At 61.3% G+C, this 22,979-nt stretch carries 18 protein-coding genes; 11 read left to right on the top strand and 7 right to left on the bottom strand.

Features of this window, described 5'->3' with window-relative positions:
• Positions 1-14: 14 nt before the first annotated feature.
• From DKY63_RS02915 to arcD (DKY63_RS02925), 3 genes are all read right to left on the bottom strand, one after another.
• Positions 15-1,025, bottom strand: coding sequence for an ornithine carbamoyltransferase (locus tag DKY63_RS02915; protein WP_110962736.1), 1,011 nt, complete (start codon positions 1,023-1,025; stop codon positions 15-17).
• A gap of 67 nt (positions 1,026-1,092) precedes the next feature.
• Positions 1,093-2,349, bottom strand: a complete 1,257-nt coding sequence (gene arcA / locus DKY63_RS02920; protein ID WP_110962737.1) for an arginine deiminase — start codon at positions 2,347-2,349, stop codon at positions 1,093-1,095.
• A 30-nt stretch (positions 2,350-2,379) separates the two neighbouring features.
• On the bottom strand, positions 2,380-3,807 hold the full coding sequence (gene arcD / locus DKY63_RS02925; protein WP_110962738.1) for an arginine-ornithine antiporter: 1,428 nt from the start codon (positions 3,805-3,807) through the stop codon (positions 2,380-2,382).
• A 418-nt stretch (positions 3,808-4,225) separates the two neighbouring features.
• Here arcD (DKY63_RS02925) and arcD (DKY63_RS02930) point away from each other — a divergent pair, with 418 nt between their 5' ends.
• From arcD (DKY63_RS02930) to ppk2, 3 genes are all read left to right on the top strand, one after another.
• The gene (arcD, locus tag DKY63_RS02930; RefSeq protein ID WP_110962739.1) at positions 4,226-5,653 is read left to right on the top strand and encodes an arginine-ornithine antiporter; all 1,428 of its coding nucleotides are present in this window, start codon (positions 4,226-4,228) and stop codon (positions 5,651-5,653) included.
• A gap of 70 nt (positions 5,654-5,723) precedes the next feature.
• Positions 5,724-6,386 carry a hypothetical protein gene (locus tag DKY63_RS02935; RefSeq protein WP_110962740.1) on the top strand — a complete coding sequence of 221 codons (663 nt, stop codon included), beginning with the start codon at positions 5,724-5,726 and terminating at the stop codon, positions 6,384-6,386.
• Between the two features lie 54 nt (positions 6,387-6,440).
• Positions 6,441-7,259, top strand: coding sequence for a polyphosphate kinase 2 (gene ppk2 / locus DKY63_RS02940; RefSeq protein ID WP_110967825.1), 819 nt, complete (start codon positions 6,441-6,443; stop codon positions 7,257-7,259).
• Between the two features lie 124 nt (positions 7,260-7,383).
• Here ppk2 and DKY63_RS02950 read toward each other — a convergent pair whose 3' ends face one another.
• Genes DKY63_RS02950 through DKY63_RS02960 form a run of 3 tightly spaced genes read right to left on the bottom strand, consistent with a single transcriptional unit; the run spans position 7,384 to position 13,107 of the window.
• The gene (locus DKY63_RS02950) at positions 7,384-8,820 is read right to left on the bottom strand and encodes an efflux transporter outer membrane subunit (protein ID WP_110962741.1); all 1,437 of its coding nucleotides are present in this window, start codon (positions 8,818-8,820) and stop codon (positions 7,384-7,386) included.
• Between the two features lies 1 nt (position 8,821).
• Positions 8,822-12,019 carry an efflux RND transporter permease subunit gene (locus DKY63_RS02955; RefSeq protein ID WP_110962742.1) on the bottom strand — a complete coding sequence of 1,066 codons (3,198 nt, stop codon included), beginning with the start codon at positions 12,017-12,019 and terminating at the stop codon, positions 8,822-8,824.
• Positions 12,016-13,107 carry an efflux RND transporter periplasmic adaptor subunit gene (locus DKY63_RS02960; protein ID WP_110962743.1) on the bottom strand — a complete coding sequence of 364 codons (1,092 nt, stop codon included), beginning with the start codon at positions 13,105-13,107 and terminating at the stop codon, positions 12,016-12,018. Before DKY63_RS02960 ends, DKY63_RS02955 begins: the two co-directional genes overlap by 4 nt.
• A gap of 469 nt (positions 13,108-13,576) precedes the next feature.
• Between DKY63_RS02960 and DKY63_RS02965 the strand changes: the two genes are divergently transcribed.
• The 7 genes from DKY63_RS02965 (at position 13,577) to DKY63_RS02995 (ending at position 19,967) form a co-directional block, all read left to right on the top strand.
• Positions 13,577-14,557, top strand: a complete 981-nt coding sequence (locus DKY63_RS02965; protein ID WP_110962744.1) for a quinone oxidoreductase family protein — start codon at positions 13,577-13,579, stop codon at positions 14,555-14,557.
• Between the two features lie 14 nt (positions 14,558-14,571).
• A complete protein-coding gene (locus DKY63_RS02970) occupies positions 14,572-15,420 on the top strand; it encodes a TauD/TfdA dioxygenase family protein (protein WP_110962745.1) in 849 nt (282 codons plus the stop codon).
• A gap of 86 nt (positions 15,421-15,506) precedes the next feature.
• A complete protein-coding gene (locus DKY63_RS02975) occupies positions 15,507-16,559 on the top strand; it encodes a 3-keto-5-aminohexanoate cleavage protein (RefSeq protein ID WP_110962746.1) in 1,053 nt (350 codons plus the stop codon).
• Positions 16,560-16,658: 99 nt separating this feature from the next.
• The gene (locus DKY63_RS02980) at positions 16,659-17,978 is read left to right on the top strand and encodes an MFS transporter (protein ID WP_110962747.1); all 1,320 of its coding nucleotides are present in this window, start codon (positions 16,659-16,661) and stop codon (positions 17,976-17,978) included.
• Positions 17,975-18,637: a DsbA family oxidoreductase gene (locus DKY63_RS02985; protein WP_110962748.1), complete on the top strand. Its 663-nt coding sequence runs from the start codon at positions 17,975-17,977 to the stop codon at positions 18,635-18,637. Before DKY63_RS02980 ends, DKY63_RS02985 begins: the two co-directional genes overlap by 4 nt.
• Positions 18,634-18,960 carry a Rieske (2Fe-2S) protein gene (locus DKY63_RS02990; RefSeq protein ID WP_110962749.1) on the top strand — a complete coding sequence of 109 codons (327 nt, stop codon included), beginning with the start codon at positions 18,634-18,636 and terminating at the stop codon, positions 18,958-18,960. Before DKY63_RS02985 ends, DKY63_RS02990 begins: the two co-directional genes overlap by 4 nt.
• A complete protein-coding gene (locus DKY63_RS02995; protein ID WP_110962750.1) occupies positions 18,957-19,967 on the top strand; it encodes a YeiH family protein in 1,011 nt (336 codons plus the stop codon). The genes DKY63_RS02990 and DKY63_RS02995 overlap by 4 nt, the downstream gene beginning before the upstream one ends.
• A 1,018-nt stretch (positions 19,968-20,985) precedes the next feature.
• Here the strand turns inward: DKY63_RS02995 and DKY63_RS03005 are convergent.
• Positions 20,986-22,017 (bottom strand): AraC family transcriptional regulator, encoded by a 1,032-nt coding sequence (locus DKY63_RS03005; protein WP_110962752.1) that lies wholly within the window; start codon positions 22,015-22,017, stop codon positions 20,986-20,988.
• 354 nt (positions 22,018-22,371) lie between these two features.
• On the opposite strand from DKY63_RS03005, the gene DKY63_RS03010 reads away from it, so the two are divergent.
• Entirely contained in the window at positions 22,372-22,938 is a 567-nt protein-coding gene (locus tag DKY63_RS03010; protein WP_110962753.1) for an RBBP9/YdeN family alpha/beta hydrolase, read from the top strand.
• Positions 22,939-22,979 lie beyond the last annotated feature (41 nt).

Raw genomic sequence — 22,979 nt, forward strand, 5'->3', positions numbered from 1 at the left:
CGAGCTGACAGCGCTTACAGATCAGCCAATGTCGACACCAGAATCGCCTTGATGGTGTGCATGCGGTTTTCCGCTTGCTCGAAGGCGATGCAGGCTGGCGACTCGAACACGTCATCGGTCACTTCGATGCCGTTCTTCAGGTGTGGATATTGTTCGGCAATCTGTTTGCCGACCTTGGTATCGCTGTTATGGAAGGCCGGCAGGCAGTGCATGAACTTGGTGCGTGGGTTGCCGGTGGCTTTCATCATCTCGGCGTTGACCTGATACGGCAGCAGTTGCTGGATGCGCTCGGCCCAGGCTTCCACCGGTTCACCCATCGACACCCAGACGTCGGTGTGGATGAAGTCCACGCCCTTGACGGCCACTTTCGGGTCTTCGGTCAGGGTGATGCGGGCACCGCTTTCTTCCGCGTATTTTTTGCAGCGCGCCACCAGGTCGTCCGCTGGCAGCAGGGCTTTTGGCGCACAGATGCGCACGTCCATGCCGAGCTTGGCGCCGATCAGCAGCAGCGAGTTGCCCATGTTGTTGCGGGCATCGCCCAGGTAGGCATAGCTGATGTCGTGCAGCGGCTTGTCGGAGTGTTCGCGCATGGTCAGCACGTCGGCGATCATTTGCGTCGGGTGGTATTCATCGGTCAGGCCGTTGAACACAGGGACCCCGGCGAACTTGGCCAGTTCTTCGACGATTTCCTGCTTGAAGCCGCGATACTCGATGGCATCGTACATGCGCCCCAGTACGCGGGCGGTGTCCTTCATGCTTTCCTTGTGGCCGATCTGCGAGGAGTTGGGGTCGATGTAGGTGACGTTGGCACCCTGGTCATAGGCGGCCACTTCGAAGGCGCAACGGGTACGGGTCGAGGTCTTTTCGAAGATCAGCGCGATGTTGTTGCCCTTGAGGTGCTGCTGTTCGGTGCCGGTGTATTTGGCGCGTTTCAGGTCGCGCGACAGGTCCAGCAGGTAGCGCAATTCGCGAGTGGTGTGGTGTTCCAGGCTCAGCAGATTGCGGTTATGAATATTGAACGCCATTTCGGATCTCCTAAGGTTTTGGCCAGGCCGCGCCTCCCGTGGGACAGCGCGGCCACAGGTTGATGGGTTAGTAGTCGATCGGATCGCGGATGATCGGGCAGGTCATGCAGTGACCGCCGCCACGGCCGCGACCGAGTTCGCCGGCGCTGATGGTGATGACTTCAACACCCGCCTTGCGCAGCAGGGTGTTGGTGTAGGTGTTGCGGTCGTAGCCGATGACCACACCCGGTTCCACAGCCACCACGTTGTTACCGTCGTCCCACTGTTCACGTTCGGCGGCGAAGCTGTTGCCACCGGTCTGTACGACGCGCAGTTCCTTGAGGTTGAGGGCCTTGGCCACCACGTCGAGGAAGTGGCTTTCTTCGCGGCGGATGTCGATGCCGCCTGGCTTGCTTTCGTCCGGGCGCAGGGTAAAGCCGACGATCTGGTTCACCACTTCCGGGAAGATGGTCACCAGGTCGCGGTCGCAGAAACTGAACACGGTGTCCAGGTGCATCGCCGCGCGGGATTTGGGCAGGCCGGCGACCACGACTTTTTCCACGGCCTTGTTCTTGAACAGGTTGATTGCCAGTTGACCAATGGCCTGGCGGGACGAGCGTTCGCCCATGCCGATCAGGACCACACCGTTGCCGATCGGCATCACGTCGCCGCCTTCCAGGGTCGAAGCGCCGTGATCCTTGTCCGGGTCGCCGTACCAGATCTGGAAGTCGGCGTTGGTGAATTGCGGGTGGAATTTATAGATGGCGGTGGTCAGCAGGGTTTCCTGGCGGCGCGCCGGCCAGTACATGGGGTTGAGCGTCACGCCACCGTAGATCCAGCAGGTGGTGTCGCGGGTGAATTGGGTGTTGGGCAGTGGCGGCAACAGGAAGCTGGAGTTGCCGAGGAAGTCGCGGAACATCTGGATCGCTTTGCCGCCGAACGCATCCGGCAGGTCATCGCCCGACACGCCGCCAATCAGGAACTCGGCGATGTGGCGAGGTTCCAGGCTGCGCAGCCAGGAGTCCACTTCATTGATCAGGCCCACCCCGACGGTATCGGGGGTGATCTTGCGTGAAAGAATCCAGTCGAGTGCTTCGGGAATGGCGACGATGTCGGTCAGCAGATTGTGCATTTCAACCACATCGATTCCGCGTTCACGCATCTTGGTGACGAAATCGAAATGGTCGCGCTTGGCCTGGGCGACCCACAGCACATCGTCGAACAGCAATTCGTCGCAGTTGTTCGGGGTCAGCCGCTGATGGGCAAGGCCTGGGGAGCAAACCATGACTTTGCGCAGTTTGCCGGCTTCGGAATGAACGCCGTACTTAACTTTTTCCGTGGTCATTTCAGTGTTCCTCCAGATAAAAAGCAGTTGTTACAAGGTCAGGAAGCCGTCGTAGAGTCCGTAGGCCGCCACCAGGGCGCCTACGACCACTGCGGCGAAAATCAGCTTCTCGACGTGGGTGAATACCGGTTGTTTGAGTTCCAGCTTGGCCTTGGCGAACAGGATCACGCCGGGCGCATAGAGCAGGGCGGACAGCAGCAGGTATTTCATGCCGCCGGCATAGATCAGCCAGATCGCATAAATCAGCGCGATCGCTCCGATGAACAGGTCCTTGCTGCGCTCGGACGCCGCGTTCTCGTAGCTTTCGCCGCGCACCGCCAGCAACAGTGCATAGGCCGCCGACCACAGGTAGGGCACCAGGATCATCGAGGTGGCGAGGTAGATCAGCGACAGGTAGGTACTGGCCGAAAACAGCGTGATGATGAGGAACAGCTGGACCATCGCGTTGGTCAGCCACAAGGCGTTGACCGGCACGTGATTGGCGTTTTCCTTGCGCAGGAACTCCGGCATGGTGTGGTCCTTGGCGGCGGCGAACATGATTTCCGCACACAGCAATACCCACGAAAGCAGCGCACCGAGCAGGGAGATGATCAGGCCGACGCTGATCAGTACCGCGCCCCAGTCACCGACCACATGCTTGAGCACCGCGGCCATCGACGGGTTCTGCAGCTTGGCCAGTTCCGGTTGGGTCATGATCCCCAGTGACAGCACGTTGACCAGCACCAGGAACAGCAACACGGTGATGAAGCCGATCACGGTGGCTCGGCCGACGTCGCTGCGTTTCTCCGCCCGTGCCGAGAAAATGCTCGCGCCTTCGATGCCGATGAACACCCACACGGTGACCAGCATCATCTTGCGCACCTGGTTCATCACGCTGCCCAGATCCGGGTTTTTCACCCCCCAGATGTCGGCGGTGAAGATGTCCAGTTTGAAGGCGAAAATCGCGATCAATACAAACAGCAGCAGCGGTACGATTTTGGCAACCGTGGTCACCAGGTTGATGAATGCCGCTTCCTTGATCCCCCGCAGCACGAGGAAATGCACGGCCCAGAGCAAGACCGAAGCGCCAATGATGGCGGCCACCGTGTTGCCTTCGCCAAAGATCGGAAAGAAGTAACCCAGGGTGCTGAACAACAGCACGAAATAGCCGACGTTGCCCAGCCAGGCACTGATCCAGTAGCCCCAGGCTGACGAGAAACCCATGTAGTCACCGAAGCCGGCCTTGGCGTAGGCATAAACCCCGCCATCCAGGTCAGGCTTGCGATTGGCCAGGGTCTGGAACACGAAAGCCAGGGTCAGCATCCCGACCGCGGTGATGGCCCAGCCGATCAATACCGCGCCTACGTCCGCACTGGCAGCCATGTTCTGGGGCAGCGAGAAAATCCCCCCGCCGATCATTGAACCGACCACCAGTGCAACCAGTGCACCTAATCGCAACTTTCCGGGAGATTCAGACATTGGTTGACTCCATTGTGCGAGAAGAGAGAAAGCAGACTATTTCCATTCGCTGTTCAATCGACTGACCTGGATCAATGGCATGCGACTGCGGACTAAATGACTGGCTGTTAATATTTCGTGCAGTCATTCGATCACCGCAAAAGCCTTTTCCAGAGGCTTGGCTTTAATGTTGCAGATACAACTGAATGTTGACGTTAGTTCAGTTTTCTTTGTTGTAAAGAGTGGCTTTTTGCTTTTTGGATCCGCCACTGGAAAAGCAACCGTTCGAAGTAAATGAACTATTTAGTTATTGCGATTGGCTATAAGAATTTCAGTTGGCCATTAGCGCAAATGGGTTATTACGCTATCTTTCAGACTGCTTGTTACATTCACGCGACGGTTCCGCAACGTCAGTCTTACCGTGGGGGGAGACGCCAGTATGTCGCAGCCGACACAGAAGCTTCGCTTGGGGGCGCTGATAGCGCTGGTGGTCGGTTCAATGATTGGTGGCGGGATCTTTTCCCTGCCCCAGAACATGGCGGAACGGGCCGAAGCCGGTGCCGTTCTGATCGGTTGGGGGATTACGGCGGTGGGCATGTTGACCCTGGCGTTCGTGTTCCAGACCCTGGCCAATCGCAAGCCGGAGCTCAACTCCGGTGTCTATGCCTACGCCAAGGCCGGTTTCGGCGATTACATGGGCTTCTCGTCCGCTTGGGGCTACTGGATCAGTGCCTGGTTGGGCAACGTCGGTTATTTCGTTCTCTTGTTCAGCACCCTGGGTTATTTCTTTCCGGTCTTTGGCCAGGGCAACACCCCGGTGGCCATCGGTTGCGCCTCGGTTTTGTTGTGGTCGGTTCACTGGCTGGTCCTGCGCGGTATCAAGGAAGCAGCCTTCATCAATCAACTGACCACGGTTGCCAAGGTCGTGCCACTGATCATGTTCATCGTGATTGCCGCCGTGGCCTTCAAGGCCGATATCTTTACCCGCGATATCTGGGGACGCGCCAACCCCAGCTTCGGCAGCGTGATGGACCAGGTGCGCAACATGATGCTGGTGACTGTGTTCGTGTTCATCGGTATCGAGGGGGCCAGCGTCTACTCGGCCCGGGCGGAAAAACGTTCGGATGTCGGCCGGGCTACGGTCATCGGTTTTATCGGCGTGTTGGCGCTGCTGGTGATGGTGAATCTGTTGTCGCTGGGCATCATGAGCCAGCCGGAACTGGCCACGTTGCAGAACCCGTCGCTGGCGGCGGTGCTTGAGCATATTGTCGGCCCGTGGGGCGCCTTGCTGATCAGTGTCGGCCTGGCCATTTCACTGCTGGGCGCCTTGTTGTCGTGGGCCTTGCTGTGCGCGGAAATTCTCTTCGCCACGGCCAAGGACCGGACGATGCCTGAGTTCCTGACCCGGGAAAATGCCAATCACGTGCCGGTTAACGCGCTGTGGTTGACCAACATCATGATTCAGCTGTTTTTACTCATCACACTGTTTTCCGCCGGTACCTATACCAGCCTGATCTACCTCGCCTCCTCGATGATTCTGGTGCCGTACCTGTGGTCGGCGGCTTATGCGGTGCTGTTGAGCGGGCGCGGTGAAACCTACGAGCAGGCCTCGGGACAACGGACCAAGGATTTGCTGATCGGCGCCATCGCCCTGGGCTATGCGGTATGGCTGTTGTATGCCGGCGGGGTGAAGTATCTGCTGCTGTCGGCATTGCTCTATGCGCCCGGGGTGATCCTGTTCGCCAAGGCCAAGCGCGAGCAGGGCCAGCCGCTGTTCACAAACATCGAGAAGGGCATTTTCGCCTGCGTCATCGTTGGCGCGGGGTTGGCAGCCTATGGGCTGTATAGCGGTGTGCTGTCGCTGTAAGCGTCACGGGCGTTTCAAACTACACTGAAACGGGGCTGAAAAAGCGCCCGCGTCCAGCGAGGTTGGACCCATGCAAAGCACTGGCGATAAAAAGCGGGCACGCGTACTCGATCCGGTCGAGCGCGCCACGGAAGTGATTTTCGGCCTGCTGATGGCCATGACCTTCACTTCAACCATCAGCGTCGTCACCACCGACCAGGAAGCCGAGCGGGTGATGATGATCGCCGCGCTGGGCTGCAACCTGGCCTGGGGGTTGGCCGACGCGGCGATGTATTTGCTGCGGGTGGTGATCGAACGCAGTCGCAATCGCACCTTGCTTGCCAGCCTGCACAGTGATCCCGATGCGGTCGCCGGGCAGGCGCTGGTGGCCGACGCGCTGCCACCGCGTATCGCCACGGCGGCCGGCACCGAAGGGCTGGAAATGCTCCGACAGCGTTTGCTCCAGGCGCCGGCCAAGAGCCTGTCGCCACGCCTGGGCCTGGACGATTTCAAGGGCGCGTTCGGGGTTTTCCTGTTGGTGGTGTTCTCGACATTTCCCGTCGTGGTGCCGTTCATGCTGGTGGCGCAGACGGCCCTGGCCGTGCGCGTATCCAACCTGGTTGGCGTCGGGATGTTGTTTGTGGCCGGGTGGGTGCTGGCCCGTTACGCGGGCCTGAAACCCTGGCTGGGGGCGTTCGCCCTGGCTATCGCCGGCACCTTGCTTGTATCCGCAATCATCGCACTCGGTGGCTAACCCGCCACGTCCTCTGATCACCTGTCAGTCGTCCGCATTCGTGAGGTAATGAACATGGCAAAAGGCAAGAAAGACTCGAAGAAGCAGCCTGAAGAAGAGAAGAAATTGAGCAACAAGGACTATCTGGCCGAGTTGCGTCTGTTGCATGTCGAGCTGGTGAAGATGCAGGAATGGGTCAAGCAGGAGGGCATCAAGATCTGTGTGATCTTCGAGGGCCGTGACGGTGCGGGCAAGGGCGGCACGATCAAGGCGCTGACCGAACGGGTGAGCCCGCGGGTGTTTCGGGTGATGGCGCTGCCTGCGCCGACCGACCGGGAAAAGAGCCAGATGTATTTGCAGCGCTACCTGCCACACCTGCCGGCGGCCGGTGAAGTGGTGATCTTCGATCGCAGTTGGTACAACCGCGCGGGCGTCGAGCGGGTGATGGGATTTTGCACCGAAGAGCAGGCCGACAAATTCCTCAAGTCAGTCCCGTCGGTGGAGCGCGCGATTGTCGAGTCCGGGGTGATCCTGCTCAAGTACTGGCTGGAAGTGAGCGAAGAAGAACAGACCCGCAGGCTTGAAGCGCGGATCGAGGACGGGCGCAAGATCTGGAAACTGTCGCCCATGGACCTGAAGTCCTACAGCCGCTGGTACGACTATTCCCGTGCCCGTGACGAGATGTTCAAGGCCACCGACACCGAATACGGACCGTGGCTGGTGGCCAACTCCAATGACAAGCGACGGGCACGGCTGAACATCATCAGCGATCTGCTAAGCCGCATTCCCTACAAAAAAGTGCCGCGTGAAAAGGTGATCCTGCCCAAGCGTCAGAAGCCGGGGTCGTATCGTGAGCCGGATTATCCGTACCGGCATATCCCCGAGAAGTTCTGAACACCCTCTGACCTGTAGGAGCGAGCCTGCTCGCGATGAACCCCGGAACACCGCGGGGTGACAGGTGCCCAACGTCTTCGTTGGCGACCATCGCGAGCAGGCTCGCTCCTACAGGGCATCCGGGTCAGTTATGACCCGAAGCTGTCAGCTCATCCGCCTTGCCCACCCAACCCCCGCCCGTGGCCTTGTACAAATCGACCATCGAGGTAAACACCTGGCCCCGGGTGCGGGTGTAGTTGATTTCCGCGTCGAACAGGCTGCGCTCGGCGTCGAGCACTTCGATGTAGCTGGTGTAGCCGTTGTCATAACGCAGCCGCGCATAGTGGGCGTAGCTGCGCAGCGCTTCGACCTGACCGGCCTGGAAGTCCATCTGTTCGCGGCTCTTGCTGGAGGCGACCAGGGCGTTTTCCACATCGCCGAATGCCGACTGAATGGCTTTCTGATAGGTCAGCAGGGTTTGTTTCTGGAAGGCTTCGGCCTGTTTGACCTGCCCGGCAATTGCGCCGCCGGTGAAGATCGGCATGCTCCCCGCGACGCCATAGGACCAGGTGGCGGCGGGGCCGGTGAACAGGTCCGAAAGCTGGTTGCTGACCGAACCGAGCAGCCCGGTCAGGGAAATGGTCGGGAAGTACTGGGCCTTGGCCGCGCCGATCTGGGCATTGGCCGAGATCAGGTTCAGCTCGGCCTGGCGCAGATCGGGCCGGCGTTCCAGCAAGTCCGAAGGCAACCCGGCAGGCACCGTCGGCAGCGTCAGTTGCGCCAGGGTGCGTCCGCGCAGGATAGGGCCCGGGTTGCGCCCGAGCAGAATCGCCAGCAGGTTTTCCTGTTGCGCGACCAGAGGCTCGAATTGCGCTACAGAAGCGAGGGTCCGCTGGTACTCGGAGAGGTTCTGCGCCAGCTCCATTTCCGAAATGACCCCGGCATCGAAGCGCTTCTTGAAGATGTCATAGGAGTCACCGCGCACCTTGGCCGTGGTGCGGGCGATTTCCAGCTCCCGATCCAGATCGCGCAGGGTGATGTAACTGGTGGCCACCGACGACACCAGGCTGAGGATCACGCTGCGCCGTCCTTCTTCGGACGCCAGCAGGTCGGCGCGGGCCGATTCGTTGAGGCGCCGCAGTCGGCCCCAGATATCCATCTCCCAGTTCACGCTGAGCAGGGCCTGATAATTGTTGAACACCGGATCGACCGATGAATCCAGCGGCACCGGGCCGTTGTCCCGTGGCGAGCGAGTGCGCTGCCCCTGGGAATTGAGCCCGACCTGCGGGTAGTACAGGGAGCGGGTTTCAACATAACGTCCCTGGAATTCCTCGACCCGCGCAGCGGCGATCTTGATGTCCTTGTTCTCGAGCAGGGCGCTGCGGATCAGCTCGTTGAGCACCGGGTCCTGAAACTGTTCCCACCACAGCGTGTTCGACAGGTCCCTGGCTTCCTTGTCCGCATAGCGGTAGGCCGCCGGGGTATCAATGTTCGGCGCCTGATAATCGGGGCCAACCATGCAACCGGCCAGGCTCACCCCCAAACCCAGACTCAACCACAACGGGAAAGAGTTCTTGCGCATCTCAATCCCCCTCATGCTTGTTTTGCGCCGCCCCATCGGGGATTTGCGCGGATGGCGTCTGGACCACCTGTTGCTTGTCTTCCTTCTTCCCGGTCATGCGTTCGATCAGGTAGTAGAACATCGGAATGAAGAACACTGCGATCACCGTCGCTGCCAGCATCCCGCCGATCACCCCGGTGCCGATGGAGTGCCGGCTGTTCTCGGACGCGCCGACGGCGATCGCCAGCGGCACACAGCCGAGGATGAAGGCCAGCGAGGTCATCACGATCGGCCGCAAACGTTCCTTGGCGGCCGTCATGGCGGCGTCGTAGGCGGACATGCCGGATTCCCGGTTCAGTACCGCGAACTCGAAAATCAGAATGGCGTTCTTCGCCGCCAGAGCCACCAGCATGGTCAGGCCGATCTGGAAGTACACGTCATTGCTCAAACCTCGCAAAAGCACGGCGAGCAGGGCGCCGAACAGGGCAAACGGCACCGCCATCAATACGCCGACCGGCAGCGACCACTTCTCGTACTGCGCCGCGAGAATCAGGAACACCATCACCAGGCCGAAGATGAACACCTGGGAGGACGCGCCACCGCTCTTTTTCTCCTCGAACGCTTCACCACTCAAGGCCAGCGCATAGTCGTTGGTCATGATTTCGGCGCTGATTTCTTCCAGCGCCCCGAGCGCCTGTCCCGTGCTGTAGCCGGGGGCGGCGTTGGCGGTGAGCTTGACCGCCGGGAAGTTGTTGAAGCGGGTGAGCAGGTCGGGACCGGTGACGTAGCGGGTGGTCAACACGGCCTTGAGCGGCACCATGCCGAGGTTTTTGCTGCGCACGTAAATCTGTTGCAGGTCCTCGGCTTTCAGGCGGTAGGACGGCTCGGCCTGAAGGATCACCTGCCACAGTCGGCTGAACTTGTTGAACTGCGAAACGTACAGCGAACCGAACATGGTCTGCATGGCGCTGTAGACGTCTTCCACCGGCACCCCCAGTGACTCGGCCTTTTCCCGGTCGACATCGACCATCAACTGCCGCGAATGCACGTTGAAGGTCGACGTGACCGAACCCAGTTCCGGACGCTCCTTGGCCTTGGCCAGCAGGGTGGCGACCATTTCTGCCAGTTGGTCGACGTTGCCGTCGCCCTTGCTCTGCACCCACACCTCCATGCCGCCAGTGGTGCCCAGGCCCGGAATGGACGGCGGGTTGACCGGCAGAATGATGCCTTCCTGCACGGTGGAAAAGGCGCGGGCCGCTTTCTGGATCACCGCCGGGGCGCTTTGCTCCTTGATGGTGTCCGAGTTCTTGTAGCGCTCCTCGAAATCCTTGAAACCGACGAAAAACGCCGCGGCGTTGTTCTTGTTCTGGCCGTCCAGCAGGCTGTAGCCGCTGGCGATGGCTACGCCTTCGACCGACTCATCGTGCATGAAGAAGTCTGTGACCACGCTGCCCACCGAGTCGGTGCGGTCAAGGCTGGCGGCATCGGGCATGATCACCGCGCCCAGCAGATAACCCTGGTCCTCAGGCGGCAGGAAGGCGCTGGGTAATCGGCCTGCCATCAATATGATCAGCACGATCATCCCGGCAAAGACCAGCAAGCCCAGGGCAAACCGCTTGATCATGAACGCCACCGAACGCGAATAGCCCTCGGTCATGCGCTCGAAGCTGCGTTCGAACCAGCGGAAAAACGCGTTCTTCTCGCCGTGCTGCGGCTTGAGCAGCAACGCCGCCAGCGCCGGTGACAGAGTCAGGGCCACCAGGCCGGAAATCACCACGGAAATCGCGATAGTAATTGCGAACTGTTTATAGAGCTGGCCGGTGATCCCGCCCATGAACGCCACCGGGATGAACACCGCACACAGCACCAGCACGATGGCCACAACGGGGCCCGCCACTTCGTCCATCGCCCGCTTGGCGGCGTCCTTGGGGTTCATCTTGTGCACGTGCATGTTGCGCTCGACGTTCTCGATCACCACGATCGCGTCGTCCACCACGATGCCGATGGCCAGCACCATGCCGAACAGCGTCAGCATGTTCACGGAAAAGCCCAGGGCCGACATGCCGATGAAGGTACCGACAATCGACACGGGCACCGCAATCACCGGAATCAGCGTCGCGCGCAGGCTCTGCAGGAACAGGAACACCACGATGACCACCAGCACCAGGGCCTCGAAGAAGGTGTGAATCACCTCGGAAATCGACGCGCGGGTGAAGGCGGTGGTGTCCATCACGATCTTGTATTCGATGCCCTCGGGAAAGGTGGCCTTCATGTCGGCCAGGGTCTTGGTCACCGCCGCCGAAACGTCAAGGGCGTTGGCCCCGGGTTGTTGATAGACCGCAATCAGCGTCGCCGGCTTGCCCTGGTAGGTGCTGCGCAGCGAGTAGTCTTTCTGCCCGAGTTCCGCGCGGCCGACGTCCTTGAGCCGCACGATGGCCGCGCCCTCGTTGCTGGCACGCAGGATGATGTTTTCGAACTCGGAAGGCTCGGTCAGGCGGCCCTTGGTGGTCACCGCAAACGACTGCTCCACCGGCGATCCGGTCGGCGACTGGCCGACCCGGCCCACGGCGAATTGCTGGTTCTGGTTGGCCACGGCCTTCTGCACATCGGCGGCGGTGATGCCCAGCTGCGCCATCCGGTCGGGCTTGAGCCAGATCCGCATCGCGTAGTCCGGCGTGCCGAAGATACTGGCCTGGTTGGCACCGGGAATGCGCTTGAGCGCATCCAGCACATAGAGGTTGGCGTAGTTGGCGACGTAGGTGCTGTCGTAGCGATCGCCGGCGGAATACACCGCGAGCACCATCATGAAGGCCGAGGATTTTTTCTGTACCTGGATACCCTGGCTTTGCACCGCCGACGGCAGCTGCGGCAGCGCCAGGTTGACCCGGTTTTGCACGTCCACCTGGGCCAGCGACGGGTCGGTGCCGATCTCGAAGAACACGTTGAGGGTCATGTTGCCCGTCGCCGAGCTCGACGAGTTCATGTAGATCATGTTGTCGGCGCCGTTGACCTGCTGTTCGATGGGCGCCGCGACGTTGTTCGCCACCACCTGCGCGTCGGCGCCGGGGTAGGTGGCCGCCACGGTGATTTGCGGTGGCGTGATGTCCGGGTACTGGGCGACGGGCAGGGCGAGCATGGCCACCGCGCCGGCCAGGGTGATGATGATCGAGATAACCGAGGCGAAGATCGGACGATCAATACAGTAGTGAGAAATGCTCATGGGCTGGTCCCGCCCGGTGCGGCTTTCGAGCCTGCCTTGATGGTTTGCCCGCTTTCAGGGGCGACCGGCGCCTTGACGGTTGCCTCGTTGATTTTCAGCGGCCCGCCGGGCGTCACCCGAAGCGCGCCATCGACCACGATGCGCTCGCCGGCTTTCAGTCCTTTGCTGATGAACCAGTTATCGCCTTGCCATTCGCCGACCTCGACCACCCGTTGCTCGGGTTTGCCTTCGCCGTTGACCACCCAGACAAAGTGGCTTTTCGCCCCCTCGAGAACGGCCTTTTGCGGCACCAGAATCGCATTCGGCCGGCTCGCGCCCTTGGCCAGGGCGCGCACGAACTGGCCGGGGCGCAGCAGGCCGTTGGGGTTGGCGAGCACCGCGCGGACCAGGAAGGTGCCGGTGTCCTGACTGTAGGCCGGTGCGGTGAAATTCACCTTGCCGTGTTCGGGCACCACGGTGCCGTCAGCCAGTACCACTTCGACGACAAAGTCGCTGCGTGGCGGAAATTTCAGGCGTCCGGCGGCGATCTCGTCGCGGTATTTGAGGGTTTCGTTTTCCGAGAGACTGAAGTTGACGTAGATCGGGTCCATCTGGAACACCGAGGTCAGCAGTCCCGATTCACCCGGGGTGACGTAGCTGCCTTCCTGTTTCTTCGCGTCGCCGGAAAGGCCGTTGAGGGGCGAGGTAATGGTGGTGTAGCTCAGGTTCAGTTGCGCGGTGCGGACCTGGCCTTCGGCGGCGAGCACGGCGGCCTTGGTTTCACGCTCGGCGCCGACGGCATTGTCCAGGTCCATCTTGCTGACGGCGTTCTGTGCCGCCAGCGGCTTGACGCGGGCGAGGGTGGCCTTGGCCACTTCCCAGCGCGCCTGTTGCTGGGCCATTTGCCCCTGGGCCGAGGCCAGAGCGGCCTCGAAGGGTTTGCGGTCCATCTGGAACAGCACTTGCCCGGGTTTCACCAGGTCACCTTCGGTGTACTGGCGCTTGTCCAGGAAGCCGGCGACCCGGGCGCGGATTTCCACCTCCCGGGAGCTCTCGGTCTGGGCGACGAATTCGAACGTCACGGGTGTATCGCTCGAAGTGACCGTCATCACGGTCACCTCGGGAGGTTGGCGGGCCGGTGAAACCGGTTCTTTTCCGCACCCCGCCATGAGGGATGAAAGCCCTATCAGGGCAATAGCAGGCAAGCTCAAGCGCTGCCCGACAACGAATGATTTCACACCCATCCCCATGCTCCCTAAGGTCTCCCGATCAGAAGCGTAGTCACAAACCTTACACAGCGCGAACCGCGATGGAGCCTGTTTTTACGGGGCTAATGCAGTCCCCTGTAGGAGCGAGCCTGCTCGCGATAGCGGTGTGTCAGGCAGCAATGATGTCGACTGACCCACCGCTATCGCGAGCAGGCTCGCTCCTACAGGGGGCGGGCGCCGCGCGGAGGCTGCTGTCATCAAATGAAAAGCCATTGTCGTCTGATGAGAAGCGACTCGACAGGCGCCGTCCTACAGTCCAATCAGCGCAATTCGACGCACCCGACAATAATGCTGACTGGGGAACAAAATAATGGCTAAAGCCATACGCTTTTACGAAACCGGTGGTCCCGAAGTACTTCGCTATGAAGATGTCGAAGTCGGCGAACCCGGTCCGGGCCAGGTCCGTCTTCGCCACGTAGCCGTTGGCCTGAACTATGCCGACACCTACTTTCGCAACGGCACCTACCCGATCCCGATGCCCAATGGCATGGGCGTTGAAGCGTCCGGCGTGGTCCAGGCCATCGGCGAAGGCGTGACCAACGTGCAAGTGGGAGACCGTGTCACTTACACCGGTTTCCTCAATACCCTGGGTGCCTACAGCACCGAACGACTGATCCCGGCCGCGCCGCTGATCAAGCTGCCGGAAACCATCGGCTTCGAAACCGCTGCGGCCATGACCATGCGCGGCCTGACATCGTCGTACCTGATGCGTCGCATCTATGACTTCAAGGCAGGCGACAGCATCCTGCTGCACGCCGCCGCCGGCGGTGTCGGCCTGATCGTTTCGCAATGGGCCAAACTGCTGGGCCTGAATGTCATCGGCACGGTCTCCAGCGAAGCCAAGGGCGAAGTCGCCCTGGCCCATGGCTGCGATCACGTCATCAACTACAGCCACGAAGATGTCGCCCAGCGCGTACGCGAACTGACTGACGGCGTGGGCGTGAACGTGGTGTTCGACAGCGTCGGCAAAAACACCTTCATGGGCTCGCTGGATTCGCTCAAGCGTCGCGGCCTGATGGTGTGCGTCGGCACCGCATCCGGACCGATCCCGGCGTTCGATCCGGTGATGCTGGCCATGAAGGGCTCGCTGTACCTGACCCGCCCGGCACTGGCTGACTACATCGCGGACCCGGCGGAAAAGGCCGCATTGGCCGGCGAGTTGTTCGATCACGTCGGCAGCGGCCGCATCAAGATCGAAATCAACCAGCACTACGCCTTGCAGGATGCCGTCCAGGCCCACCGTGACCTGGAATCGCGCAAGACCACTGGCTCCTCGATTTTCGTCATTTAAGGGAGTTGCCTGCCATGAGAGTCGAACAATTGACCTGCAGCATCGGCGCGGAACTGATCGGCGTGAACCTCGCCGATGCGGTCCATGACGACGGTCTTTTCGCCGAAATTCGTGCTCAGTTGCTCAAGCACCGGGTGGTGTTCCTGCGCGACCAGGACATCAGCCGTGCCGAGCATGTGGCCTTCGCCCGACGTTTTGGTGAGCTGGAAGACCACCCGGTGGCCGGCAGCGATCCGGATCACCCGGGGCTGGTACGCATCTACAAGAACCCGGACCAGCCGATGGACCGCTACGAAAACGCCTGGCACACCGACGCCACCTGGCGCGAGGCGCCGCCGATGGGTTGCGTGCTGCGCTGCGTGGAGTGCCCGCCGGTGGGCGGCGACACCATGTGGGCCAACATGGTCGAGGCGTACGCGCGCTTGCCCGAAGACGTGAAAGTGAAGATCGCCGACCTGCGCGCCCGTCACAGCATCGAAGCGAGCTTCGGCGCCGCCATGCCGATCGAGAAACGCCTGGCGCTCAAGGCGATGTACCCGGACGCCGAACATCCGGTGGTGCGCACCCACCCGGAAACCGGCGAGAAGGTGCTGTTCGTCAACGCCTTCACCACCCACTTGAGCAACTACCACACCCCTGACCGGGTGCGCTTCGGCCAGGACGCCAATCCGGGCGCCAGCGAATTGCTGCGCTACCTGATCAGCCAGGCGTACATCCCGGAGTACCAGGTGCGCTGGCGCTGGAAACCCAACAGCATCGCCATCTGGGACAACCGCAGTACCCAGCATTACGCGGTCATGGACTACCCGCCGTGCCATCGCAAGATGGAGCGCGCCGGGATCATCGGTGACAAGACGTTCTGATTCGACACCTTCTGCATTCGCACTCGAAAACGTTTGCCCGGCACAACGCCGGGTGGACGGGACAATGATAAAAACTGGAGTACACCATGCAATTTTTTGACGATTCGTTGCACCCGGAAAACATGGAAAAAGTGGTCATCACCGTGGCCCCGTACGGCCCGGAATGGATGCCGGAAGACTTCCCGGAAGACATCCCGCTGACCATGGACGAACAAGTGCAGAAAGCGGTCGATTGCTATGAAGCCGGCGCGACTGTCCTGCACCTGCACGTACGTGAACTGGACGGCAAGGGTTCCAAGCGCCTGTCCAAGTTCAACGAGCTGATCGCCGGTGTGCGCGAAGCCGTGCCGGACATGATCATCCAGGTCGGCGGTTCGATTTCCTTCGCCCCTGAGAGCGAAGGTGAAGCGGCCAAGTGGCTGTCGGACGACACCCGCCACATGCTTGCCGAGCTGACGCCAAAACCGGACCAGGTCACGGTGGCGATCAACACCACCCAGATGAACATCATGGAGCTGCTGTATCCGGAGTACCTCAAGGGCACTTCCCTGGATAACCCGCTGGTCCATGCCGCCTACAGCGAAATGACCGTACCGGCGGGCCCTGCCTGGGTGGCCGAGCACCTCAAGCGCCTGATGGACAACAACATCCAGCCGCACTTCCAGCTGACCGGCATGCACGCCCTGGAAACCCTCGAGCGCCTGGTGCGTCGTGGCGTCTACATGGGTCCGCTGAACCTGACCTGGATCGGCATCGGCGGTGGTTTCGACGGCCCGAACCCGTTCAACTTCTTCAACTTCATCCACCGCGCGCCGGACGGCTGCACCCTGACGTCCGAGTCGTTGCTCAAGAACGTCATGCCGTTCAACACCATGTCCATGGCCATGGGCATGCACCCGCGCGTTGGCAACGAAGACACTATCATTGATCACAAGGGCGACCGTTTCGGCTCGGTCGATCAGATCAAGCAGACCGTGCGCATCGCCCACGAACTGGGTCGCGAAATCGCCACCGGCAAAGAAGCCCGTGAGATCTATCGCATCGGTGTGAAGTACAACAGCATCGAAGAAACCCTGTTGGCCAACGGCATGGCCCCCAACCGCAAGGCTGGGCAGAAGGGTGTGCCGCAGCGCGGCTGATCCCCGCTGCCAATGGATCGCCGCGAGAGGCCGTGACCTCTCGTGGCGATCTGAAAAACGCTCGATAACAACAATAAAACCAAGTTTCGAGGAGGCCCAATGGCCTTTCACTCAATCGCCGCAGACGATGACGACGGCGCCGTCGCTGTTGCGCGTCCGTATGCCTGGATCGTCTTTGCACTGACGTTCGGCCTGTTGATTTCCGATTACATGTCGCGTCAGGTGCTGAACGCAGTGTTCCCGCTGCTCAAGGGCGAGTGGGCACTGAGCGACGGCCAGCTCGGCTTGCTCAGCGGCATCGTCGCCTTGATGGTCGGGCTGCTGACGTTCCCGCTGTCGTTGCTGGCCGACCGGTTTGGCCGGGTCAAGAGCCTGGCGCTGATGGCCTTGCTCTGGAGCCTGGCGACCCTGGGTTGCGCGTTGGCCCAGGATTACCCGCAGATGTTCATCGCCCGGTTCATGGTCGGTGTTGGTGAAGCGGCCTACGGCAGTGTCGGCATTGCCGTGGTGATTTCGGTGTTTCCCAAGCACATGCGCGCCACCCTGGCCAGTGCCTTCATGGCCGGCGGGATGTTCGGCTCGGTGCTGGGCATGGCGCTGGGCGGTGCGATTGCCGCCAAGCTGGGCTGGCGCTGGTCGTTCGCCGGCATGTCGCTGTTCGGCCTGATGCTGGCGGTGTTGTACCCGATCATCGTCAAGGAGGCGCGCATCGCCCCCAAGCGTGTCGTGGACAAGGCGACGGCGGCGGTCAAGCGTCCGTTGCGCACCCTGTGGTCGAGCCCTTCGGTGATTGCCACTTATATAGGCAGCGGCCTGCAATTGTTTGTCGGCGGCACGGTGATCGTGTGGATGCCCAGCTACCTCAATCGTTACTACGAGATGGCCACGGACAAGGCCGGCGGTGTCGCGGCGATCATCGTGCTGTGCAGCGGCGCGGGAATGATCCTGTGCGGCATGCTCAGCGACCGGATGTGCCGCAACTCACCGGAGCGCAAGGTGTCCCTGGCCATCGCCTATTGCCTGGGCAGTTGCCTGCTGTTGTCGGCGGCCTTTGCCTTGCAACCGGGGCCGGTGCAACTGGTGCTGATTTGCCTGGGCATGCTGATCGCGGCCGGCACTACCGGGCCTGCCGGGGCCATGGTTGCCAACCTGACCCATTACTCGGTCCACGGCACGGCGTTCGCCACGCTGACCCTGGCCAACAACATGCTCGGCCTGGCGCCCGGACCGTTCCTGACCGGCAAGCTGTCCGACCTGATCGGCTTGCACACCGCCTTCCAGGTGGTGCCGCTGGTCAGCATCGCGGCCGCGGCGGTGTTCTTTTATGCCAAGTGTCATTACCACAAAGATATTGCCCGTCTTCAGGGTCAGAGCGTGCCTGACCCCGTCTGCAATGCCGGGCTAGAGGTGAAGTTGTGAGTCGTCGTTTACGTATTGATGTGTTTTTCGATTTCATTTGCCCCTGGTGCCTGATCGGCAAGCGTCAACTGGAGCATGCCCAGGTGCAGTTTCGCAGTCGTCATCCGGATGTGCAGATCACCACGATGTGGCATGGCGTGCAGTTGCTGCCACAGATACCGGTACAGGGTGAACCCTTCGCCGATTTCTACCGCAAGCGCCTGGGCAATGCCGATGCAGTGACCATGCGTCAGGCCCAGGTCCAGCAGGCGGCCGCGGCGGTGGGGTTGAACATCGACCTGAGCAACATCGCGACCATGCCCAACACCGCGGATGCTCATCGCTTGATGGCGCGGGTCAGCGAGCAGGGCAATGAGGTGCAACGCGATATTTTGCTCGAACGCCTGTTCGCCGCTTATTTCCAGAAGGGCGAGGACCTGGGTTGCCGTACGACCCTGCTGGCGATCGCTCGCTCCTGCGGCATCGATCCAGACGTGGTCGCCGACTGCCTGACGGGCGATGCCTCGCCCTTCGAAGGTTTCCCAGGCGGAACCGGTGGTGTGCCGAGCTTTCAGTTCGATCGCCGCATGACCGTGGTGGGGGCGCAACCGGCCCAGGCGCTTCTGGGGGCGATGAACGAAGCCCTCAAGGAACGTGAGCGCGAGCGGCAACCGGCATGACCCGGCGCATTCCCGTACCGGCCGGCAAGTTTCCGCCGGCCGGTGGCCGAGCGCTGTTCGAATTCGACGACAAGAGCCTGGCGCTGTTCAACGTCGACGGCGAGCTGTACGTCATCGATGACAGCTGTCCGCATCAGGGCGCCTCGCTGTGTGGCGGACGCCTGGATGGCAAGGTGATCCAGTGTTGCGCCCATGGTCTGCGTTTCGACCTGCGCAGCGGTTATCTGCTCAATTCCAACCTGGTGAAGGTTAACAACTACCCGGTCGAGATCATCGACGACCAGGCGTTTATCGTCATCGCTTCAGAGGAGACCGCGCCATGAGCGCCATTGCTCTCACCCGTATCCACAGTCGCACGCGCGAACTGGCGCCGGGATTTATCGTCAGCCTGATCGTGGCCGCCGCTGCGTCGTTTTTATCCGAGCACTACGGTGCGCCGGTCATGCTGTTTGCCTTGCTATTGGGCATGGCCCTGAATTTTCTCGCCGATGACGGTCGATGCAAGGCCGGTGTCGAGTTCACTGCCCGCACTGTGCTGCGCATTGGCGTGGCGTTGCTGGGCATGCGTATCACCCTTGAACAGATGGCCGCATTGGGCTGGAAGCCGATTGCGCTGGTGGTGATTCTGGTGGTGGTGACCATCGGCGTTTCGGTGATCGCCGCCAAGGCCCTGGGCTTCCAGCGCCTGTTCGGCATGCTCACCGGCGGCGCGACGGCCATCTGCGGCGCCTCGGCGGCATTGGCCTTGGCGGCGGCGCTGCCGAACCATCCGCAGAAAGAGCGCGCGACCTTGTTCACGGTGATCGGTGTGTCGGCGCTGTCGACCATGGCGATGATTGTCTATCCGATGATCGCCAACTGGCTGCACCTGTCGCCGCAACTGGCGGGGGTGTTTCTAGGGGCGACCATTCATGACGTGGCCCAGGTGGTCGGTGCGGGCTACAGCATGTCGACCGAGACCGGCGACACGGCCACGGTGGTCAAGTTGATGCGGGTGGCCATGTTGCTGCCGGTGATCGTCACCGCCGCCATGATCACCCGCATGCAGGGCGCCGACCCGACCGGCAAGCGGCCGCCGCTGTTGCCCTGGTTTGCCGTGGGTTTCCTGGTGCTGGCGTGCATCAACAGCACCGGCTGGGTGGTCCCGGCGGTGCAGGGCGCGGTCAATGACCTGTCGCGCTGGTGCCTGGTGATTTCCATCAGCGCCCTGGGCATGAAGACCCGGCTCAAGGAGCTGGCGTCAGTGGGTATCAAACCGATTTTGCTGATGGTGGGGGAGACCGTTTTCCTCGTCGTGCTGGTGCTGTTGTTGCTGCACTGGGGGGCTTGAGCCCGTTATCGCATTCACGAAGTGGCAGGCCACATCACGTTGACTCCTGACGGGGTGGGGCTTTCGGCTGGTGTTACAAACACTGGTCTTTCACGGCGACCGTACCAGCGGTCGCCGTTTTTTTTCGTTTGCAGTTTCGGTTTTTGATTGGGTACATATCCGTTTCTTTGGTGATGGCTGCTTATGGTTCCGCCCTGACGGCGGGTTACTTGGAAAAGCGCCAAGTAACCAAGCGCTTTTATCCCCTGACGTACGGCCCTTCGCTTAGGCTCAGGGTTCCCTCGCTCCGGTATTCATCCGGGGGCATCGCCTCCGGTTTGCTGCGCTGCACCTCCTCTCGATGTGTGCGACTGCGTCGCACGGCGCTACGCGCCTTACCCCCGGATGAACACCTCCGCTCGGCCTTCCGACGGGGCAGGTCAAAATCAAGATCAAAAGCCAAAGCAAAAGCAGATCGCGGTCCCCTGTAGGAGCGAGCCTGCTCGCGATGGACGACAGAACAACGCGGGGTGTCAGGCGGCCAGCGTTATCGTTGACGACCATCGCGAGCAGGCTCGCTCCTACAGGGGATTGGGGTACATCTGGAAGAAATGGGTCGGCTGTCAGGCCGCCATCGCTGCGATGCGGCGACCCGACAAGCCAGCTCCCACAGGGGGCGTTGTATGCCTGACCCGCTCTTCACCACTCAACAGGCCGAGCGTTAGCTCGCCTGCAAGCTTTTGATCTTGATTTTGATCTGCCCCATCGGAAGGCTGAGTGGAGGCATTTATCCGGGGGCAGGCGCGTAGCGCCGTGCGGCGAAGCCGCACACATCGAGAGGAGGTGCAGCGAAGCAAACCGGAGGCGATGCCCCCGGATGGATGCCGGAGCGAAGGAACCCCGAGCCTCAGCGAGGGGCCGTACGTCAGGGGATAGAGCGTTTGGTTACTTTGCGCTTTTCAAAGTAACCCGCCGTCAGGCGGAACCATAAGTGGCCGTTACCGCAGCAACGGATATGCGCACAACCTCAAGAACGCCTTCAGGACTCAGGCGCAGCAGCCGAACCCTTGGACTGCTTATGCGAAGCCCGCCAAGCCGCCGGGGGCATCCCGAACTGGCTGATGAACCAGCGGGTGAAGGAGCTGGCCATGGAATAACCGAGCATGTCGGCGATGCGGCTGAGGGAGTAGTTCGGGTTGTCCAGGTAACGCAGCACCAGGTCGCGGCGCACATCGTTGATCACGTCGTTGAAGGCACAGCCGTCGTCCTTGAGGCGACGTTGCAGGGTGCGCACGTTCATGCCCTGGCTTTGGGCGACCTGTTCGATGGTGGCGCGGCCCATGGGCAGCAGCAGGTAGATGGCCTTGCGCACCTCGAACAGCATCGAGGCGCCTTCGTTGCTCTGCAGCGAATCGAGATAGCTCTGGGCGTAGCGCGCCATGGCCGGGTCGGCGTTGGGGTTGGGCAAGTCGAGACTGGCATCGGAGCAGACGATGCCGTTGAACTCGCTGCCGAACTCCAGGTTGCAGTTGAACAGGCGCCGATGCATTTGCAGGTTCTCGGGGGCCTGGTGGGTGAAGTTGACGCTGTAGGGGTGCCAGTGAGAGCCGAGCAGGGCGGAGCACAGGCGAAACATCACCCCCAGGGCCAGCTCCGTTGCCTGGCGGCTGGGCATCGGCGTCTCGGTCACCACCTCCTCGCGAATGATCACCATCTTGCCGGCTTCCTCGATGAAGATCGCCAGCGAGTCGTTCATCAGGTGCCGGTAGTTGACCACCACTCGCAAGGCATCGCGCAGCGTGCGCTGATGACTGAGCAGCAGGCTGACCACGCCGAAGTCCGACAGCTGACGCGATTCGGCCATGCTCAGGCCGAAGTTCTGGCAGCCGCTGGCAGCGGCCGAGTCTTCCAGCAATCGCACGGCGGCATCGATGGGTATGCGGTGTTCGGGAGCTTGCAGCTGGGCCTTGCTCAGGCCTACGCCCGCCAATACATCACGCGGGTTGAACGACAGGTACTGAGTGACCTCCAGGTAGTTGGTCAAGACAGCGGCGCGTACAAGCTTGGTCATGCGAAGGTCTTTCCTGTACCAGTTGCGGTGGAAGCGAGCGTGGCGACTATAGCCAGCACATCAACAGTTGAACAGTTGCGAATTCGCCGACAACGGTCGTTCCGAGCGGCCGAAATTCACCGTTCCCTGACGTCTCGATCAACGCGCACCCATTGATTACAGCGGCCTGCAAGGCATCCGTGGGATTACATGACCAACGGTAGCACATCGCTGGCCACTCCCCGTTTGTCATCAAAAGAAAAGTGCATGACGTCCAATGAAAAGCGCCCGGGGTGGGTGCTCTTTAATGTCATACCTACAACAAAACGCTGACCACCGAGTCAGCCGAGTCACCGTGATAGCGAAGGTGTTGACGTGGACAAACTGCAAACTGCTGCAACCGTTCTGATCGTACCGGGTCTGCGCGAGCACGTTGCCGAACACTGGCAAACGCTGCTTGAAGCAAGACTCTGCAAAGTACGCAGTGTGCCACCGCTGGAAACCGACAAACTCGACTGCATGGCTCGCGTACGGGCAATCCAGCACGAGCTCGAGCAGATCGACGGGCCGGTGATTCTGGTGGCCCACAGTGCCGGTGTCCTGATGGTCGCCCATTGGGCGGCGCACTACAGCCGTCCGATCAAGGGCGCCTTGCTCGCCGCGCCGCCTGATCTCGATGCCGTCTGGCCTTCCAACTATCCCTCGTCCGAAACCCTGAAAACCCAGGGCTGGAATCCACTTCCAAATGGTCCGTTGCCGTTCCCCAGCATCGTGGCCGGCAGCACCAACGATCACCTTGCCAGTTTTTCCGCCGTGTCCCGCATGGCAGAAAACTGGGGCGCCGAATTGCTCGATCTGGGCGAAGTCGGTCATCTCAATCCGGCCGCAGGATTTGGCCCATGGCAGCAAGCCGAGGCACTCATCCTGCAGCTGGATAGCTAATACAGGAGCCGGTCTGGCAACACGCAACCGGCAATTGCCCT

Origin of the sequence: Pseudomonas putida (genome assembly GCF_003228315.1) — a bacterium.
Classification (GTDB): Bacteria; Pseudomonadota; Gammaproteobacteria; order Pseudomonadales; family Pseudomonadaceae; genus Aquipseudomonas; species Aquipseudomonas putida_S.

Excerpts from the sequence above, each read along its gene's own strand:
- DKY63_RS02915 (WP_110962736.1), bottom strand. The coding sequence starts at position 1,025 with ATGGCGTTCAATATTCATAACCGCAATCTGCTGAGCCTGGAACACCAC.
- arcA (WP_110962737.1), bottom strand. The coding sequence starts at position 2,349 with ATGACCACGGAAAAAGTTAAGTACGGCGTTCATTCCGAAGCCGGCAAA.
- arcD (WP_110962738.1), bottom strand. The coding sequence starts at position 3,807 with ATGTCTGAATCTCCCGGAAAGTTGCGATTAGGTGCACTGGTTGCACTG.
- arcD (WP_110962739.1), top strand. The coding sequence starts at position 4,226 with ATGTCGCAGCCGACACAGAAGCTTCGCTTGGGGGCGCTGATAGCGCTG.
- DKY63_RS02935 (WP_110962740.1), top strand. The coding sequence starts at position 5,724 with ATGCAAAGCACTGGCGATAAAAAGCGGGCACGCGTACTCGATCCGGTC.
- ppk2 (WP_110967825.1), top strand. The coding sequence starts at position 6,441 with ATGGCAAAAGGCAAGAAAGACTCGAAGAAGCAGCCTGAAGAAGAGAAG.
- DKY63_RS02950 (WP_110962741.1), bottom strand. The coding sequence starts at position 8,820 with ATGCGCAAGAACTCTTTCCCGTTGTGGTTGAGTCTGGGTTTGGGGGTG.
- DKY63_RS02955 (WP_110962742.1), bottom strand. The coding sequence starts at position 12,019 with ATGAGCATTTCTCACTACTGTATTGATCGTCCGATCTTCGCCTCGGTT.
- DKY63_RS02960 (WP_110962743.1), bottom strand. The coding sequence starts at position 13,107 with ATGACGGTCACTTCGAGCGATACACCCGTGACGTTCGAATTCGTCGCC.
- DKY63_RS02965 (WP_110962744.1), top strand. The coding sequence starts at position 13,577 with ATGGCTAAAGCCATACGCTTTTACGAAACCGGTGGTCCCGAAGTACTT.
- DKY63_RS02970 (WP_110962745.1), top strand. The coding sequence starts at position 14,572 with ATGAGAGTCGAACAATTGACCTGCAGCATCGGCGCGGAACTGATCGGC.
- DKY63_RS02975 (WP_110962746.1), top strand. The coding sequence starts at position 15,507 with ATGCAATTTTTTGACGATTCGTTGCACCCGGAAAACATGGAAAAAGTG.
- DKY63_RS02980 (WP_110962747.1), top strand. The coding sequence starts at position 16,659 with ATGGCCTTTCACTCAATCGCCGCAGACGATGACGACGGCGCCGTCGCT.
- DKY63_RS02990 (WP_110962749.1), top strand. The coding sequence starts at position 18,634 with ATGACCCGGCGCATTCCCGTACCGGCCGGCAAGTTTCCGCCGGCCGGT.
- DKY63_RS02995 (WP_110962750.1), top strand. The coding sequence starts at position 18,957 with ATGAGCGCCATTGCTCTCACCCGTATCCACAGTCGCACGCGCGAACTG.
- DKY63_RS03005 (WP_110962752.1), bottom strand. The coding sequence starts at position 22,017 with ATGACCAAGCTTGTACGCGCCGCTGTCTTGACCAACTACCTGGAGGTC.